Genomic DNA, 16,490 nt, shown 5'->3' with positions numbered 1-16,490 from the left:
GGCCCGGACCGGGTCAGAGGGTCTGGCCGACGAGGACGACGAGGTCGGCGAGGCGGTTGGAGTAGCCCCACTCGTTGTCGTACCAGCCGATCACCTTCACCTGGTTGCCGATCACCTTGGTCAGGCCGGCGTCGAAGATGCAGGAGGCCGGGTCGGTCTCGATGTCCTTGGAGACGATGGCGTCCTCGGTGTAGACGAGGATGCCCTTGAGCGGGCCCTCGGCAGCAGCCTTGACCGCGGCGTTGACCTCCTCGGCGGTGACCTCGCGGCCGGCCTCGAAGGTGAGGTCGGTGGCCGAGCCGGTGGCGATCGGGACCCGCAGCGCGAAGCCGTCGAGCTTGCCCTTGAGCTCGGGCAGCACGAGGCCGATCGCCTTGGCCGCACCGGTGGAGGTGGGCACGATGTTGAGGGCGGCGGCCCGGGCGCGACGCAGGTCCTTGTGCGGGGCGTCCTGGAGGTTCTGGTCCTGGGTGTAGGCGTGGATGGTCGTCATCAGGCCCTTGACGATGCCGAACTCGTCGTTGAGGACCTTGGCCATCGGGCCGAGGCAGTTCGTGGTGCAGGACGCGTTGGAGATGATCGTGTGCTTCGCGGCGTCATAGGCGTCGTCGTTGACACCCATCACGATGGTGATGTCCTCGTTGGACGCCGGCGCGGAGATGATGACCTTCTTGGCCCCACCGTCGATGTGCGCCCTGGCCTTGGTCGCGTCGGTGAAGAAGCCGGTCGACTCCACGACGATGTCGGCGCCGACGGACGCCCAGTCGATCTTCGCGGGGTCGCGCTCCTCGAAGACCTTGAAGGTCTTGCCACCGGCGGTGATCGAGGTGTCGTCGTAGCTCACCTCACCGGGGAAGCGGCCGAGGATGGAGTCGTACTTCAGCAGGTGGGCCAGCGTCTTGTTGTCCATCAGGTCGTTGGTGGCGACGACCTCGATGTCGGCGCCCGACGCCTCGATGGCGCGGAAGAAGTTGCGGCCGATGCGGCCGAAGCCGTTGATACCTACGCGAACAGTCACGATGCCAAGTCCTTCTGAGATGGGGACGGTATGCCGCGTGCTCGCGGCACGGTGTTGCTCAGCGGTGAGCCTATTGGATGGGTTGGGGCCTCAGGCAGGGCGGTCCGGCGTACGGGCGGGTAACCCGGTGGCTCCCACCCGGTCAGGAGTCCCCGCCGAAGAGGTCGCGCGTGTAGACCTTCTCCGCCACCGGTTCGAGCTCGGCCACCATCCGGTTGGCCACGATCACGTCGGAGAGCTCGGAGAACTCGTCGAGGTCGCGGATCACCCGTGAGCCGAAGAAGGTGTCGTCCGCCAGGGCGGGTTCGTAGACGACGACCTGGACACCCTTGGCCTTGATCCGCTTCATGATCCCCTGGACGCTGCTGGACCGGAAGTTGTCGGAGCCGGACTTCATGATCAACCGGTGGATGCCCACGACCTGTGGCTTGCGGCGCAGGATGTCGGTCGCCACGAAGTCCTTGCGCGTCGTGTTCGCCGTGACGATCGCCTCGATGAGCGACTGCGGCACGTCCTGGTAGTTGGCCAGGAGCTGCTTGGTGTCCTTGGGCAGGCAGTAGCCGCCGTAGCCGAACGACGGGTTGTTGTAGCCCGGCCCGATCCGCGGGTCGAGGCCCACGCCCTCGATGATCTGGCGCGGGTCGAGGTCGTGGGTCAGCGCGAAGGTGTCGAGCTCGTTGAAGAACGCCACCCGCATGGCGAGGTAGGTGTTGGCGAACAGCTTGACCGCCTCGGCCTCGGTGCTGTCGGTGAGGAGCACCGGCACGTCCGGCTCGAGCGAGCCCTCGACGAGCAGGTCGGCGAAGGCACGCCCCCGCTCCCCCAGGTCGCCGACCACGATCCGGGAAGGGTGCAGGCTGTCCCAGAGCGCCCGTCCCTCGCGGAGGAACTCCGGGCTGAAGATGAGCTGGTCGGTGCCCAGCCGCTGGGCCAGGCCCCGGGTGAAACCGACCGGCACGGTCGACTTGACCACCATCACCGCAGCCGGGTTGGCCGCGGCCACGTCGGCGGCGACCTTCTCGACGGTCGAGGTGTTGAAGTAGTTGGTCACCGGGTCGTAGTCCGTCGGGGTGGCGATGACGACGAAGTCGGCGCCGGAGTAGGCCTCGTCGGAGTCGTCGGTGAAGGTGAGCCGCAGCTCGCGGTGGGCGAGGAAGTCCTCGATCTCGGCGTCCTTGATGGGGCTGCGACCCTCGCGGAGTCCCGCGACCCGCTCACGGTCGATGTCGAACGCGACGACGTCATGGTGCTGTGAGAGCAGCACGGCCATCGACAGTCCGACGTACCCCGTGCCGACGACGGCGATCCTCGTCATGCTGGCTCCTCGTGGGTGCGTCGGGCAGCTGGCTCAGGCGTCGAGCATGTCGGGCGTGAGGTTGGCCTCCGTGCCCGGGATGCCGAGGTCCTGCGCGCGCTTGTCGGCCATCGCCAGCAGCCGCCGGATCCGGCCGGCCACGGCGTCCTTGGTCATCGGCGGCTGGGCCAGCTGGCCGAGCTCCTCGAGCGAGGCCTGCTTGTGCTCCAGCCGCAACGCCCCGGCTTCCTTGAGGTGGTCCGGGATGTCGTCGCCGAGGATCTCCATGGCCCGGTGCACGCGGGCTCCGGCGGCGACGGCGGCGCGGGCCGACCGGCGCAGGTTGGCGTCGTCGAAGTTGGCCAGCCGGTTGGCCGTGGCACGCACCTCGCGGCGCATCCGCCGCTCCTCCCACGCCATCACGGCGTCGTGGGCCCCGAGTCGGGTGAGCATGGCCCCGATGGCGTCGCCGTCGCGGATGACGACGCGGTCGACGCCGCGCACCTCGCGGGCCTTGGCCTGGATGCCGAGCCGACGGGCTGCGCCCACGAGGGCCAGCGCCGCCTCCGGTCCGGGGCAGGTCACCTCGAGGGCCGACGACCGGCCCGGCTCGGTGAGCGAGCCGTGCGCGATGAATGCCCCCCGCCATGCGGCCTCGGCGTCGCAGGCCGAGGCGCTGACGACCTTGGGCGGAAGGCCCCGCACCGGGCGGCCCCGGGCGTCGATCAGCCCTGTCTGGCGGGCCAGCGCCTCGCCGTCCTGGACCACGCGGACGACGTAGCGGCTGCCCTTGCGCAGCCCGCCGGCGGCGAGGACGAGCACCTCGGACGGGTGGCCGTAGAGGTCACTGATGTTCTTGCGGAGCCGACGAGCGGCGTTGGCGGTGTCGAGCTCGGCCTCGACCACGATCCGGCCCCCGACGATGTGCAGCCCGCCCGCGAAACGCAGGGTCGCGGCCACCTCGGACTTGCGGCAGCACGGCTTCGTGACGTCGAGTCTGCTGAGCTCGTCCTTGACCCGCGCCGTCATCGCCATTGGTTCATCCTGCCATCTCGCTGTCGTCCCATGGTCCCGTCCCTCGTCCCCGACCTGCTCGTCCGACTCAACCACGTCCGTCAAGCATGTCGGTGGCGGCCCCCTGACCCCGCTACCCGAAGAGGTCACGGTATGCCGCGGCGAGCCGCAGCGAGTCATGGTGCCCCGGCGCACTGCGTTGCGCCACCGGGGCGAGGACGAGGTCGGCGCCGAGCCGTCCGGCGGCAGCCCGCAACCCCGCCTCGTCGTCGACGGCGGAGGGGTCGGCCAGCACGGCGTCGAGACGCATCCGGGGGGCGTGGTCGACCAGGGCCTCGACCTGTTGCGCCGCGGTGAAGCCGGCCGTCTCACCGGAGTGCTCGAGGTTGAGCGTCAGCAGTCGGCGGGCCGTGGTGTCGTGCAACGCCTCGCGCAGGGCCGGGACCATCAGGTGCGGCATGACGGAGGTGAACCACGAGCCCGGCCCCAGGATCAACCAGTCGGCCTCGAGGACCGCCGCGATCGTCTCGGGTGCGGACGGGGGGTCCTGCGGCTCGAGCGCGATGCTCACCACGGTGCCCCTGGTCGTGGCCACGGCGACCTGGCCGCGCAGGGTGGTCAGGGTGTCCGGGTCGCCGGTGTCGAGGCCGTGGACCCGCGCCGTGATCTCCAGCGGCACGGCGGCCATCGGCAGCACCCGACCGCGCGCGTTCAGGAGCCGCCCGACGAGGTCCAGCCCGACGACCGGGTCCTGGTGGACGTCCCACAGGGCGGTGATGAGGAGGTTGCCGAGTGCGTGGCCGGCGAGCGGTCCCTCGCCCCGGAACCGGTGCTGCAGGACGTCCCGCCAGGTGTGTCCCCACTCGGTGTCGTCGCACAGCGCGGTCAGCGCCATCCGGAGGTCACCCGGGGGCAGCACGTCGAACTCGTCGCGCAGCCGGCCGGACGACCCCCCGTTGTCGGCCACCGTGACCACGGCGGTGATGTCGTCGGTGACGAGCTTGAGGGCCTCGAGCGAGGCCGCGAGACCGTGGCCACCCCCGAGGGCGACGACCGCCGGCCCGCTCACTCCTGCCCCAGGTCGCGGTGCACGACGAAGGTGGCGATGTCGTCGCTGCTCAGCCGGGCGCGCAGCGCCTCGGCCACCGCGACCGAACGATGCTTGCCACCCGTGCAGCCGACCGCGAGCGTGACGTAGCGACGGCCCTCCCTGATGTAGCCGGCGGTCACCGGCTCCATCAGGTCGACGACGCGGTCGACGAACTCGGGGGCGCCCTCCTGGGCCATCACGAACTCGGCCACCGGGGCGTCGCGACCGGTGAAGTTGCGCAGCTCGGGGATCCAGAACGGGTTCGGGAGGAAGCGCATGTCGAAGACGAAGTCGGCGTCGAGGGGCACGCCGTACTTGAAGCCGAACGACATCACCGCGATCCGCACCTTGTGCCCGGAGTCGCCGGAGAAGACCGGGTGGACCTTCTTGGCGAGCTGGTGGACGTTGAGGCCCGAGGTGTCGATGACGACGTCGGCCCGGGCCCGCAGGTCGGCGAGCATGGCCCGCTCGCGGATGATCCCGTCGAGCAGCCGGCCGTCGCCCTGCAGCGGGTGGGGCCGGCGGACCGACTCGAAGCGCCGCACGATCGCCTCGTCGGTGGCGTCGAGGAAGACCAGGTTGGGCCGCCAGCCGCGGGCCCGCAGCTCGTCGAGCGCCGTCTGCAGGTGGTCGAAGAAGCCGCGGGCCCGCACGTCGACGACGGCGGCCAGGCGCGGGAGGTCGGCCCGCCGCGGTGCCTCGTTGGCCAGGTCGGCCAGGGAGACCAGCAGGTGCGGGGGCAGGTTGTCGATGACGTACCAGCCGGAGTCCTCGAGGACGTTCGCTGTGGTCGACCGGCCCGCGCCGCTCATGCCGGTGACGATCACGAGCTCGGCGGGATCGTGCCCGGCCTGCTCCTCCTCGCTCATCCCTGCTCCGTCTCCTGGTTCGTGGCGGTCAGTCATCGTCGAGGATCTCCCCGGTCATCAGGTTGACCGCCGGGGCGGGCGCGCCCGCCGAGACCAACTCTGCCGCAATCGTGGCCGCCAGTGCAGGTCCGATCCCGGAAACCTCCTGCAGCTCCTCGACCGAGGCGGCCCGCACCTTCTTCACCGACCCGAAGTGCCGGAGCAGCGCCTTGCGCCGCGTCTCGCCCAGCCCGGGGATGCCGTCGAGGACACTGCTCGTCATCGCCTTGGACCGGCGTTGGCGGTGGAACGTGATGGCGAAGCGGTGCGCCTCGTCACGCACCCGCTGGAGCAGGTAGAGGCCCTCGCTGGTGCGGGGCAGGATCACGGGGTAGTCCTGGCCCGGCACCCAGACCTCCTCCAGCCGCTTGGCCAGCCCGACCACGGCGACGTCGTCGATGCCGAGGGCGGTGAGGGCGGCCTGGGCCGCGTTGACCTGGGGCAGCCCGCCGTCGACCACGACGAGGTTGGGCGGGTAGGCGAACTTCTTCGGCTTGCCGGTGTCGGGGTCGATCCGCTCCGGTCCCGCCTCCGGGTCGGGCCCGAGCTCGACGTCGGAGGCCTGGTCACGCTCCTCGAGGTAGCGCTGGAACCGTCGGGTCAGCACCTCGTCCATCGCCGCGGTGTCGTCGACCTGCTCGCCGCGGATGACGAACCGGCGGTACTCGGACTTGCGGGCCACGCCGTCCTCGAACACGACCATCGACCCGACCACCTGGGAGCCCTGGATGTGGCTGATGTCGTAGCACTCCACCCGCAGCGGCGCGTCCGCCAGGTCGAGGCTGGTCTGCAGCTCCTGCAGGGCCTGGCTGCGCGCGGTGAGGTCACCGGCGCGGGCCAGCTTGTGCCGCGCGAGCGACTGCTTGGCGTTGCGGTGCACCGTCTCGAGGAGGGTGCGCTTGTCGCCCCGCTGGGGCACCCGCAGGTCGACCGCGGAGCCGCGCAGCGAGCCGAGCCACACGGCCACGGCGTCGGCCTCGTCGGGGAGCACCGGCACGAGGACCTCGCGCGGGACGCTGTCGCCGGACTCGCCACCGTAGACCTGCTGCATGAGGTGGCCGACGATCTCCGGGACCGTCTCGGCGTCCATCTCGGCCACCCAGCCGCGCTGCCCGCGGATCCGGCCACCGCGGACGTGGAAGACCTGGACCGCGACCTCGAGCCCGTCCTCCTCGAGCGCGAACACGTCGGCGTCCGTGCCGTCGCCCAGCACGACGGCCGACTTCTCCAGCGCCTTGCCCAGCGCCACGAGGTCGTCGCGTAGCCGGGCCGCCTGCTCGAACTCCAGGGACTTCGACGCGGCCGCCATGTCGCGCTCGAGGCGCTTGACGAAGCGGGTGGTGTTGCCGGCCATGAAGTCGCAGAAGTCCTCCGCGATGGCGCGGTGCTCCTCGGGCGAGACCCGGCCGACGCAGGGCGCCGAGCACTTGTCGATGTAGCCGAGCAGACAGGGTCGTCCGACCTGACCGGCCCGCTTGAACACCCCCGAGGAGCAGGTGCGCAGCGGGAAGACGCGCAGCAGCAGGTCGAGCGTCTCGCGGATCGCCCAGGCGTGGGCGTAGGGCCCGAAGTAGCGGGTGCCCTTGCGCTTGGCGCCCCGCATCACCTGCGCCCGCGGGAACTCCTCACCGAGCGTCACGGCGAGGTAGGGGTACGACTTGTCGTCGCGGTACTTGACGTTGAACCGCGGGTCGTACTCCTTGATCCAGGAGTACTCCAGCTGGAGCGCCTCGACCTCGGTGGACACCACGGTCCACTCGACGCTCGCCGCACTCGTGACCATCGTCGCCGTGCGGGGGTGCAGGGCGGCGATGTCCTGGAAGTAGGAGGACAGCCGGGGCCGCAGCGACTTGGCCTTGCCGACGTAGATGACCCGCTTGGCCGAGTCGCGGAACCGGTAGACCCCCGGGTCGACGGGGATCTCCCCCGGCGCCGGGCGGTAGGTCGACGGGTCAGCCACGGCTCCACTCTATGGAGGGTCACCGACGGCCCGCCCCGCGACCCAGCGGTATGCCGCGTGGTGACCACGCGGCATACCTCCCCCTGCGCTCGGGGTGGGCGGGTGGGTCAGGTGACGCTGATCCCGTCGCCGCTCACGGAGACCGTCTTCTCGGGCAGTGCCGTGGTGGCCGGGCCCTGCTTCACGGCGCCGGTGGCGATGTCGTACTTGCTGCCGTGGCAGGCGCAGTTGATCGTCCCGTCGGCGACGCCGCTCACCAGGCAGGCCTGGTGCGTGCAGACCGCGCTGAACGCCTTGAAGTCACCGGACGTGGGCTGCGTGACGACGACCTTCTGGTCGGAGAAGACCTTGCCGCCGCCGACCGGGATGGTCGCCTTGGAGATGGCTTCCTTCGCCGCGTCGGTGGCCGAGCCGGCGGCGTCGTTCGCCGCGTCCTCCGCGGCGCCGCACGCGGCCAGGGCCGTCGCGCCGACCCCGGCGAGGCCGACGGACGCCAGCACGGTGCGCCGCGAGGGGCCGGACGCGGGCCGGGCGCCCGGAGCCGTGACCGGCTCGACGGCCGGCTCGACGACCTGGGTGGGGGTCGGGGTGTCGTGGGGGGTGGTCATGCGCGCGCCTTTCGGTGGAGGTGCCCCTGCCGGGGACTGACCAAGGGGGCCCAGTGTGTGGGCCGGACATGGGTACGACGTGTGACGCTGCCATGACGTTCATGTGGATATGACGGGCGGGGTGATAACGACACGGTCACGCATGGGCTCGATGTGCCCACATCCACGGGGAACGGCGGCATAGTCTGCACACACCCCAACCGGGGTGACCCGCGGGCGCAGGCTGTCCCGCGTGCTCCAGATGACTTCAGGAGGAGTCTTGCGTTCCGTGTTCAAGATTGGCGCGCCACTCGTGGCCGCTGCCCTCGCTCTGTCTGCCTGTGGTGGGACCACCGGCGACGGTGACTCCGCCTCTGGCGACAAGGCGTGTGACCTCAAGATCGGCTACTTCGGCCCGCTGACCGGAGATGCCGCCAACCTCGGTATCAACATCAAGAACGGCGCCGAGCTCGCCGTCAACGAGTACAACGCCAAGAACGCCGACTGCAAGGTCACCCTGGTGTCCTTCGACAGCCAGGGCGACCCGTCGATCGCTCCCGGACTGGCCCAGAAGGCCGTCACCGACAAGAAGCTCGTCGGCATCGTCGGCCCCGCGTTCTCCGGTGAGTCCAAGGCAGCCGGCCCGATCTTCGCCCAGGCCGGCCTCAACACCATCACCGCTTCGGCGACCAACCCGGCACTGTCCGAGAACGGCTGGAAGACCTTCCACCGCATCCTCGGCAACGACGCCACCCAGGGTCCCGCCGCTGCGAAGTACATCAAGGACATCCTCAAGGCCGACAAGGTCTTCGTCTCCGATGACACCTCCGAGTACGGCAAGGGCCTCGCGGACATCGTCAAGAAGGACCTCGGCTCCGCCGTGGTCGCGACCGACCAGACCGCAGCCGACGGCAAGCAGGACGACTTCTCGCCGACCGTGACCAAGGCCAAGGCCTCGGGCGCGACCGTGTTCTTCTACGGCGGCTACTACTCGAACGCCAGCAAGCTGGTCAAGCAGCTCAAGAGCGGTGGCTTCACCGGTCAGTTCGTCAGCGCCGACGGCGTCAAGGACGACGGGTTCATCAAGGGCGCCGGTGCGGCGTCCGAGGGCACCATCGTGACCTGTCCGTGCCTCCCCCCGGACCAGGCCCCCGAGTTCGCTGCGGCGTTCAAGAAGGCCTACAACTCCGACCCGGCCACCTACTCGGCTGAGGCCTATGACGCCGCGAACGTGTTCCTGGCCGCCATCAAGGACGGCAAGACGTCCTCCGCGGACATGATGTCGTTCATCAGCTCGTACAGCGCCAAGGGCGTGACCAAGACGGTCAAGTTCGACGCCAAGGGCGAGCCGGCCGAGGTCTCCGTGTGGGCCTACAAGGTCACCGGCGGCAAGATCGTTCCGGACCAGGAAATCAAGTAGTTAGACCGGATTGCGGCCAGGGCTCTCGGCAACGGGGGTCCTGGCCGCTACCGTGTTCCCGTCCGGACCAGGGCCCCGTCGAAATGACGCGGCGGTCCCCCACCACGGAGGCCCGATGGATCTTCTCCTCAGCAACTTCTGGGCGTACACGATCGGCGGGCTGGCCTTCGGGGCCATCTACGCGCTGATCGCGCTCGGCTACACCCTTGTCTACGGCGTACTGCGACTGATCAACTTCGCGCACTCCGAGGTCTTCATGTGGGGCAGCTTCGCCGCTGTCTGGGTGCTCCTCGCCCTCGGCGCGAAGGGCGCGACCGGGCTCGGCCTGGTCGCGTTCCTGATCATCGGCTTCGCAGCGGCCATGGCCGTCTCAGCAGCCGTGGCCCTGGGGCTCGAGTTCGTCGCCTACCGCCCACTGCGCAAGCGCAACTCACCACCCCTCATCGCGCTCATCTCCGCGATCGGCGCCTCGTACGTGCTCTCGGAGGCGATGGGCCTGCGCGACAAGCCGTTCAAGTGGTTCGGTGCCGACGACAACCTGGCCGACTACGTCGGTCGGCCGCGTGAGGCCTCGCCGCTGCCGCTCGACGTCCCGACCGTGCGGCTCTTCTACATCTTCGACTACCACGTGTCGAACATCGACCTGATCGTGCTCGGGTCGGCGATCGTCATGATGGTCGTGCTCGACCAGTTCGTGCAGCGGTCCCGGCTCGGCCGAGGCATCCGGGCCGTCGCCCAGGACGCCGAGGCCGCCGCCCTGATGGGTGTGAACCGCGACCGGGTGATCCGCCTGACCTTCGTCATCGGCGGGGCGATGGCCGGCGCCGCGGCGATGATGTACCTCCTCAAGATCGGGGTGACGCGCTACAACGCGGGCTTCCTGCTCGGTGTGAAGGCCTTCACGGCCGCGGTCCTCGGTGGCATCGGCAACCTGCGCGGAGCCCTCCTCGGCGGTTTCGTGCTCGGCGTCGCGGAGAGCTACGGCTCGGCGTTGTTCGGCTCGAACTGGAAGGACGTCGTCGCGTTCACGCTGCTCGTCGTCATCCTGCTGTTCCGACCAACCGGCCTGCTCGGTGAGTCCCTCGGAAAGGCGCGCGCATGAACCCCGTCTCGTCCTTCTTCCACGGTGTGGCCGACCGGTTCCGTGCCCTGCCCCGCTGGGGCCGGCTCCTGGTGCTGGCCGTCGTGGTCGTGCTCGTCTACTTCCTGCCCATCCTCAACCCGCCGGTGATCACGACGCCCGACTCCGATTTCGGCGCGGTGCTGTTCCTCTGTGCGATGTACGCCCTCGTGGCCATCGGGCTGAACATCGTGATCGGGTATGCCGGGTTGCTCGACCTCGGCTACATCGGCTTCTTCGCGATCGGCGCCTACACCGTCGGTGTGCTGGGTTCGGCCCATGCGAAGGTGCCGCTGCTGCTGTGCATCCCCGCCGCGATGGCGGTGACGTTGATCTCCGGTGTCGTGCTCGGCGCGCCCACCCTGCGCGTGCGTGGCGACTACCTCGCCATCGTGACGCTCGGGTTCGGTGAGATCGTGCGGCTCATCCTGGTCAACGCCGACAAGCTGACCAACGGCAACCGCGGTATCTCCGGCATCCCGACGCCGCCCAGCCTCGACCTGTTCGGGGTCCCTCACCTCGTGTGGGACGGCTTCGTCGCCAGGGTCGACCTCGACAACCAGACCCGCTTCATCAAGTTCTCGGTGGTCGACTCGATCCCCTACTACTGGCTGGCGCTGACCCTGGTCTTCTTCGTGCTCTTCCTCGACTGGCGGATGCAGAACTCCCGCGTCGGCCGGGCCTGGGAAGCCACTCGTGAGGACGAGGACGCCGCCGAGCTGATGGGTGTGCCGACCTTCCGGTTCAAGCTGCTGGCCTTTGCCACCGGCGCGGCCATCGGTGGCCTGTCCGGGGCGCTGTTCGCCACGAAGCAGCAGTTCATCAACCCCGACAACTTCACCATCCTCTACTCCGTGCTGTTCGTCGCCATGGTCGTCGTCGGTGGTCAGGGCAACCGATGGGGCGTCGTCGTCGCAGCCGCGTTGCTGACCTACCTGCCGGAACGGTTCCGGGACCTGTCCGACGCCCGGTTCCTGCTCTTCGGTCTGGCCCTGATGGCGCTGGCCATCTTCCGCCCGCAGGGCCTGATGCCGGCCCGACGGAACGTCCGGGCCAAACGGGCCGACGAGGAAACCGAAGTTCTCGAGGAAGGAGCGGCGCATGCCTGACGCCACCAAGGGTCCCGCCGGCGACGACCGCCTCGACCCCACCCGCGCCGACCAGGCCGACGAGGCCAGCGTCACCAAGGCGGACGAGCACCGCGGCACCCGCGTCGACGACGACTCGGTGCTGCCCCCCGACGAGGAGGCCGTGCCCGACACCTCCGTCGACATCTCCGTGGAGGAGGTGGCGCACCTGCCCAAGGGCAAGATGCTCGAGGTCGACGACGTCACCCTCCGGTTCGGTGGTGTCACGGCGCTCGACGGGGTCTCGTTCCACATCAACACCGGCGAGATCCTCGGACTCATCGGGCCGAACGGTGCGGGCAAGACCACCTGCTTCAACGTGATGACCGGCGTCTACCAGCCCACCTCCGGCCAGGCCCGGTTCATGGGCGAGCCGCTCGGCAAGCGCCAGAAGTTCCAGATCACCAAGCTGGGGATCGCGCGGACGTTCCAGAACATCCGCCTGTTCCACAACATGACCGCCATGGAGAACGTCCTCGTCGGAGCCGACGCGCACCACTCCACCGGCATGGGATCGGCGCTGCTGCGGCTCCCGAAGCACAAGGCCGAGGAGGCCGAGGGCAACGACCGGGCCTACGAGCTGCTCCGGTTCATGGGGCTGGAGAAGCGGGCCGACGAGCTCGCGCGCAACCTCCCCTACGGCGACCAGCGCCGTCTGGAGATCGCCCGCGCGCTGGCGACCAACCCCAAGCTGCTCTGCCTCGACGAGCCGGCCGCCGGGTTCAACCCGGCGGAGAAGGCCCGTCTGATGGAGCTGATCCAGACGATCCGTGAACAGGGCTACACCGTGCTGCTGATCGAGCACGACATGAAGCTCGTCATGGGCGTCACCGACCGCATCGTCGTGCTGGAGTTCGGCAAGAAGATCGCCGAGGGCCTCCCCGCGGAGATCCAGGACAACCCTGCCGTCATCGCGGCCTATCTGGGAGTTGATGAAGATGCTTCTTGAGGTCGAGAACCTCTGCGTCAACTACGGACGCATCGAGGCGATCCGCAACATCTCGTTCACGGTCGACGAGGGCGAGGTGGTCACGCTGATCGGCGCCAACGGGGCCGGGAAGACCACCACCATGAAGACGGTCTCCGGGTTGCGGCCGGTCCGCCAGGGCACGGTCCGGTTCGAGGGCCAGGACATCACCTCGACCCCCGCGCACGAGCGGCCGGTGCTCGGCATCGCCCAGTCCCCCGAGGGTCGTGGCTGCTTCGTCGGCATGACCGTGCTCGAGAACCTCGACATGGGGGCCTACGCCCGGGCCGACCGCAAGACCCCGAAGATCAAGGAGGACCGGGACCGCGTGTTCGGGCTCTTCCCGCGTCTCGCGGAGCGCCGTAGCCAGGTCGCCGGCACGATGTCCGGTGGGGAGCAGCAGATGCTCGCCATCGGCCGAGCGCTGATGGCCAACCCGAAGCTGCTGCTGCTCGACGAGCCGTCGATGGGTCTGGCGCCCAAGCTGATCCAGCAGATCTTCGACATCATCACCGAGATCAACAAGCAGGGCACCACGGTGCTGCTCGTGGAGCAGAACGCCGCCCAGGCCCTGAAGCGCGCCCACCGCGCCTACATCCTCGAGACCGGTGAGATCGTCCGCGAGGGCACCGGCCAGGAGCTGGCGAACGACCCCGCGGTCAAGGCGGCCTACCTCGGTGGCGACGTCTAGGAGCCCCCTCCGTGCCGCTCGTCCGGCACACCGCGAACGGCCCCCCGGTGTGTACCGGGGGGCCGTTCGCACGGGGTGGCTAGGCCTTCTTGGCGACCTTGCGGGCCGGCGACTTCGCGGCCGCCTTGGTGGCCGCCTTGGTGGCCGCCTTGGTGGTCGCCTTGGTGGTCGCCTTGCGGGCGGGGGCCTTGGCGGCTGACTTTGTCGCGGGCGTGGTCGCCTTGGCCGCGACCTTGCGGGCTGGGGCCTTGGCAGCGGACGTGGTCGCCGTCTTCTTCGTGGCGGCCGCCGCTGCGGTGCGCTTGGCCCCGGTCGCGCGCTGCGGGGTGCGGGCACTGCGGGCCAGGATCGGCGCCAGGAACTGCCCGGTGTAGCTGTCCTCGACCCGGGCGACCTGCTCCGGGGTGCCCTCGGCGACGACCCGGCCGCCGCCGTTGCCGCCCTCGGGACCCATGTCGACGATCCAGTCGGCGTTCTTGATCACGTCGAGGTTGTGCTCGATGACGATCACCGTGTTGCCCTTGTCGACCAGGCCCTGCAACACCATGAGCAGCTTGCGGATGTCCTCGAAGTGCAGCCCCGTGGTGGGCTCGTCGAGCACGTAGATGGTCCGCCCGGTGGACCGCTTCTGCAGCTCCGCGGCCAGCTTGACCCGCTGGGCCTCACCACCGGAGAGCGTGGGAGCCGGCTGGCCGAGCCGGACGTAGCCGAGCCCGACCTCGTTGAGCGTCTTCATGTGCCGCGCGATCCCGGGGACCGCGGCGAAGAAGTCGGCGGCCTCCTCGATCGGCATGTCGAGCACGTCTGCGATGGTCTTGCCCTTGAAGTGCACCTCGAGCGTCTCGCGGTTGTAGCGCGCCCCGTGGCAGACCTCGCACGGCACGTAGACGTCAGGGAGGAAGTTCATCTCGATCTTGATGGTGCCGTCGCCGGAGCAGGCGTCGCAGCGCCCGCCCTTGACGTTGAACGAGAACCGGCCCGGCTGGTAGCCGCGGATCTTCGCCTCGGTCGTGGTGGCGAACAGCTTGCGGATCGCGTCGAACACTCCCGTGTAGGTCGCCGGGTTGGACCGCGGGGTGCGGCCGATCGGGCTCTGGTCGACGTGGACGACCTTGTCGAGGTTGTCGAGGCCCTTGACCGTCTTGTGTCGCCCGGGCACGTGGCGGGCGCCGTTGAGCTTGTTGGCCAGGACGTTGTAGAGGATGTCGTTGACGAGGGTCGACTTGCCCGAGCCGGAGACGCCCGTGACGGCCACGAGGTTGCCGAGCGGGAACGACACGTCGACCCCGTGGAGGTTGTGCTCGCGGGCCCCGACGACGGTGACCTCGCGGCCCTTCTCCTGGGGACGGCGCACGGCCGGCATCGGGATCTCGAGGCGCCCGGAGAGGTACTTGCCGGTGATCGAGTCAGGGTGCTCGAGGAGCCCTTGCACTGGCCCGGAGTGCACGACGACACCGCCGTGCTCGCCCGCGCCCGGACCGATGTCGACGACCCAGTCGGCGGTGGCGATGGTGTCCTCGTCGTGCTCGACGACGATCAGCGTGTTGCCCAGGTCGCGCAGCCGGGTCAGCGTCTCGATGAGTCGGTGGTTGTCACGCTGGTGCAGCCCGATGCTGGGCTCGTCGAGGACGTAGAGGACGCCGACCAGCCCCGACCCGATCTGGGTCGCGAGCCGGATGCGCTGGGCCTCGCCGCCCGACAGGGTGCCGGCCGGCCGGTCGAGCGAGAGGTAGTCGAGCCCGACGTCGAGCAGGAAGCCGAGCCGGGCGTCGATCTCCTTGATGACCCGCTCCGCGATCTGGCGCTCCCGCGTGGTGAAGTCGACCTCCTTGAGGAACTTCGCGCAGTCCGCGATCGCCAGCGCGCAGATGGCCGAGATGCTGCGACCGCCGATGTGCACGGCCAGCGACTCGGGCTTGAGGCGGGCCCCACCGCACTCGGGGCACGGCACCTCGCGCATGAACCCCTCGTAGCGCTCCCGGCTCCACTCGGAGTCGGTCTCGGAGTGCCGGCGCTTGACGAACGGCACGACGCCCTCGAAGCCGGTGGTGTAGGACCGCTCACGGCCGTAGCGGTTCTTGTAGCGGACGTGCACCTTGTAGTTCTGGCCGTGCAGCAGCGCCTCCCTGGCGCGCGCCGGCAACGCCTTCCACGGGGTGTCCATGCCGAACTTGAGGTCCTCGCCGAGGGCGGTCATGACCCGCTGGAAGTACTCGGCCGACCCGCTGGTCGAGGCCCAGGGGGCGATCGCCCCCTCGGCCAGGGTCAGGTCCTCGTCGGGCACCAGCAGCTCGGGGTCGACCTCGAGCTCGGTGCCGAGACCGGTGCACTTGGGGCAGGCTCCGAACGGGCTGTTGAACGAGAACGACCGCGGCTCGACCTCGTCCATCGACAGCGGGTGGTCGTTGGGGCAGGCCATCCGCTCGGAGAAGCGCCGCTCGCGCTCGGGGTCCTTGGGGTCCTTGTCGACGAACTCGACGACCAGGACACCGCCGGCCAGCCCCAGCGCGGTCTCGACGGAGTCGGTGAGGCGCCGCTTGGCCCCGGTGTCGTCACCCTTGGCCACCAACCGGTCGACCACGACGTCGATGGTGTGCTTGACCTGCTTCTCCAGCTTGGGCGGCTCGGTCAGCGACACGACCTCGCCGTCGACCCTGGCCCGCGAGAAGCCCTTGCTCTGCAGCTCGCCGAACAGGTCGACGTACTCCCCCTTGCGGGCCCGGACGACCGGGGCGAGCACCTGGAACCGGGTCTTCTCCGGCAGCTCGAGGAGGCGGTCGACGATCTGCTGGGGGCTCTGCCGGGTGATCGGCTCGCCACAGACCGGGCAGTGCGGGCGACCGGCCCGCGCGAACAGCAGGCGGAGGTAGTCGTAGACCTCGGTGATCGTGCCGACGGTCGAGCGCGGGTTGCGGTTGGTCGACTTCTGGTCGATCGACACCGCCGGGGACAGCCCCTCGATGAAGTCGACGTCGGGCTTGTCCATCTGGCCGAGGAACTGGCGGGCGTAGGCAGAGAGCGACTCGACGTAGCGACGCTGACCCTCGGCGAAGATGGTGTCGAAGGCCAGCGAGGACTTGCCCGACCCGGACAGCCCGGTGAAGACGATCAACGAGTCGCGCGGGAGCTCGACCGACACGTCGCGGAGGTTGTGCTCACGGGCCCCCCGGACGATGAGCTGGTCGTGCTGGTGGCGGCGGGCAGGTACGGCTGAAGTCACGCGCCCCATCGTAGGTGGCCGCACCGACAACGCTCGCCGGAGCCCGTGGGCGCACGCCCACCCCGCGGCATACA

Annotated in this window: 13 protein-coding genes; 5 read left to right on the top strand and 8 right to left on the bottom strand. The window is 69.6% G+C overall.

Translation table 11 applies throughout. From position 1 onward, the window contains the following. Nucleotides 1–13 precede the first annotated feature (13 nt). The 7 genes from gap to ASG95_RS10350 form a co-directional block, all read right to left on the bottom strand. Complete coding sequence (gene gap, locus ASG95_RS10380) at nt 14–1,018, bottom strand: type I glyceraldehyde-3-phosphate dehydrogenase (RefSeq protein ID WP_057377410.1); 1,005 nt, start codon at nt 1,016–1,018, stop codon at nt 14–16. Nucleotides 1,019–1,160: 142 nt separating this feature from the next. Continuing rightward, the gene (locus ASG95_RS10375) at nt 1,161–2,333 is read right to left on the bottom strand and encodes a nucleotide sugar dehydrogenase (protein ID WP_057377409.1); all 1,173 of its coding nucleotides are present in this window, start codon (nt 2,331–2,333) and stop codon (nt 1,161–1,163) included. 33 nt (nt 2,334–2,366) lie between these two features. After that, nucleotides 2,367–3,347 (bottom strand): DNA-binding protein WhiA, encoded by a 981-nt coding sequence (whiA, locus tag ASG95_RS10370; RefSeq protein ID WP_056921110.1) that lies wholly within the window; start codon nt 3,345–3,347, stop codon nt 2,367–2,369. A gap of 112 nt (nt 3,348–3,459) precedes the next feature. Continuing rightward, nucleotides 3,460–4,395 carry a uridine diphosphate-N-acetylglucosamine-binding protein YvcK gene (gene yvcK, locus ASG95_RS10365; protein WP_057377408.1) on the bottom strand — a complete coding sequence of 312 codons (936 nt, stop codon included), beginning with the start codon at nt 4,393–4,395 and terminating at the stop codon, nt 3,460–3,462. Beyond that, nucleotides 4,392–5,285, bottom strand: a complete 894-nt coding sequence (gene rapZ / locus ASG95_RS10360) for an RNase adapter RapZ (protein WP_056921112.1) — start codon at nt 5,283–5,285, stop codon at nt 4,392–4,394. The genes yvcK and rapZ overlap by 4 nt, the downstream gene beginning before the upstream one ends. Nucleotides 5,286–5,313: 28 nt before the next feature. Beyond that, entirely contained in the window at nt 5,314–7,284 is a 1,971-nt protein-coding gene (gene uvrC, locus ASG95_RS10355; RefSeq protein ID WP_057377407.1) for an excinuclease ABC subunit UvrC, read from the bottom strand. A 107-nt stretch (nt 7,285–7,391) separates the two neighbouring features. Continuing rightward, nucleotides 7,392–7,892, bottom strand: coding sequence for a Rieske (2Fe-2S) protein (locus ASG95_RS10350; RefSeq protein ID WP_082592483.1), 501 nt, complete (start codon nt 7,890–7,892; stop codon nt 7,392–7,394). Between the two features lie 268 nt (nt 7,893–8,160). Here ASG95_RS10350 and ASG95_RS10345 point away from each other — a divergent pair, with 268 nt between their 5' ends. The 5 genes from ASG95_RS10345 to ASG95_RS10325 all read left to right on the top strand — a co-directional run bounded on the left by ASG95_RS10345 (nt 8,161) and on the right by ASG95_RS10325 (nt 13,196). Next, on the top strand, nt 8,161–9,291 hold the full coding sequence (locus ASG95_RS10345; protein WP_235543730.1) for a branched-chain amino acid ABC transporter substrate-binding protein: 1,131 nt from the start codon (nt 8,161–8,163) through the stop codon (nt 9,289–9,291). Between the two features lie 115 nt (nt 9,292–9,406). Next, complete coding sequence (locus ASG95_RS10340) at nt 9,407–10,393, top strand: branched-chain amino acid ABC transporter permease (RefSeq protein ID WP_056921114.1); 987 nt, start codon at nt 9,407–9,409, stop codon at nt 10,391–10,393. Beyond that, complete coding sequence (locus tag ASG95_RS10335) at nt 10,390–11,520, top strand: branched-chain amino acid ABC transporter permease (RefSeq protein WP_057377406.1); 1,131 nt, start codon at nt 10,390–10,392, stop codon at nt 11,518–11,520. The genes ASG95_RS10340 and ASG95_RS10335 overlap by 4 nt, the downstream gene beginning before the upstream one ends. Beyond that, nucleotides 11,513–12,487: an ABC transporter ATP-binding protein gene (locus tag ASG95_RS10330; RefSeq protein WP_082592482.1), complete on the top strand. Its 975-nt coding sequence runs from the start codon at nt 11,513–11,515 to the stop codon at nt 12,485–12,487. Before ASG95_RS10335 ends, ASG95_RS10330 begins: the two co-directional genes overlap by 8 nt. Then, the gene (locus tag ASG95_RS10325) at nt 12,477–13,196 is read left to right on the top strand and encodes an ABC transporter ATP-binding protein (protein WP_056921259.1); all 720 of its coding nucleotides are present in this window, start codon (nt 12,477–12,479) and stop codon (nt 13,194–13,196) included. The genes ASG95_RS10330 and ASG95_RS10325 overlap by 11 nt, the downstream gene beginning before the upstream one ends. A 79-nt stretch (nt 13,197–13,275) precedes the next feature. Here ASG95_RS10325 and uvrA read toward each other — a convergent pair whose 3' ends face one another. Then, nucleotides 13,276–16,425 (bottom strand): excinuclease ABC subunit UvrA, encoded by a 3,150-nt coding sequence (gene uvrA, locus ASG95_RS10320; protein ID WP_057377405.1) that lies wholly within the window; start codon nt 16,423–16,425, stop codon nt 13,276–13,278. Nucleotides 16,426–16,490: the final 65 nt, after the last annotated feature.

Origin of the sequence: Phycicoccus sp. Soil803 (genome assembly GCF_001429685.1) — a bacterium.
Classification (GTDB): domain Bacteria; phylum Actinomycetota; class Actinomycetes; order Actinomycetales; family Dermatophilaceae; genus Pedococcus.
This window is presented reverse-complemented; position numbering and strand designations above follow the sequence as displayed.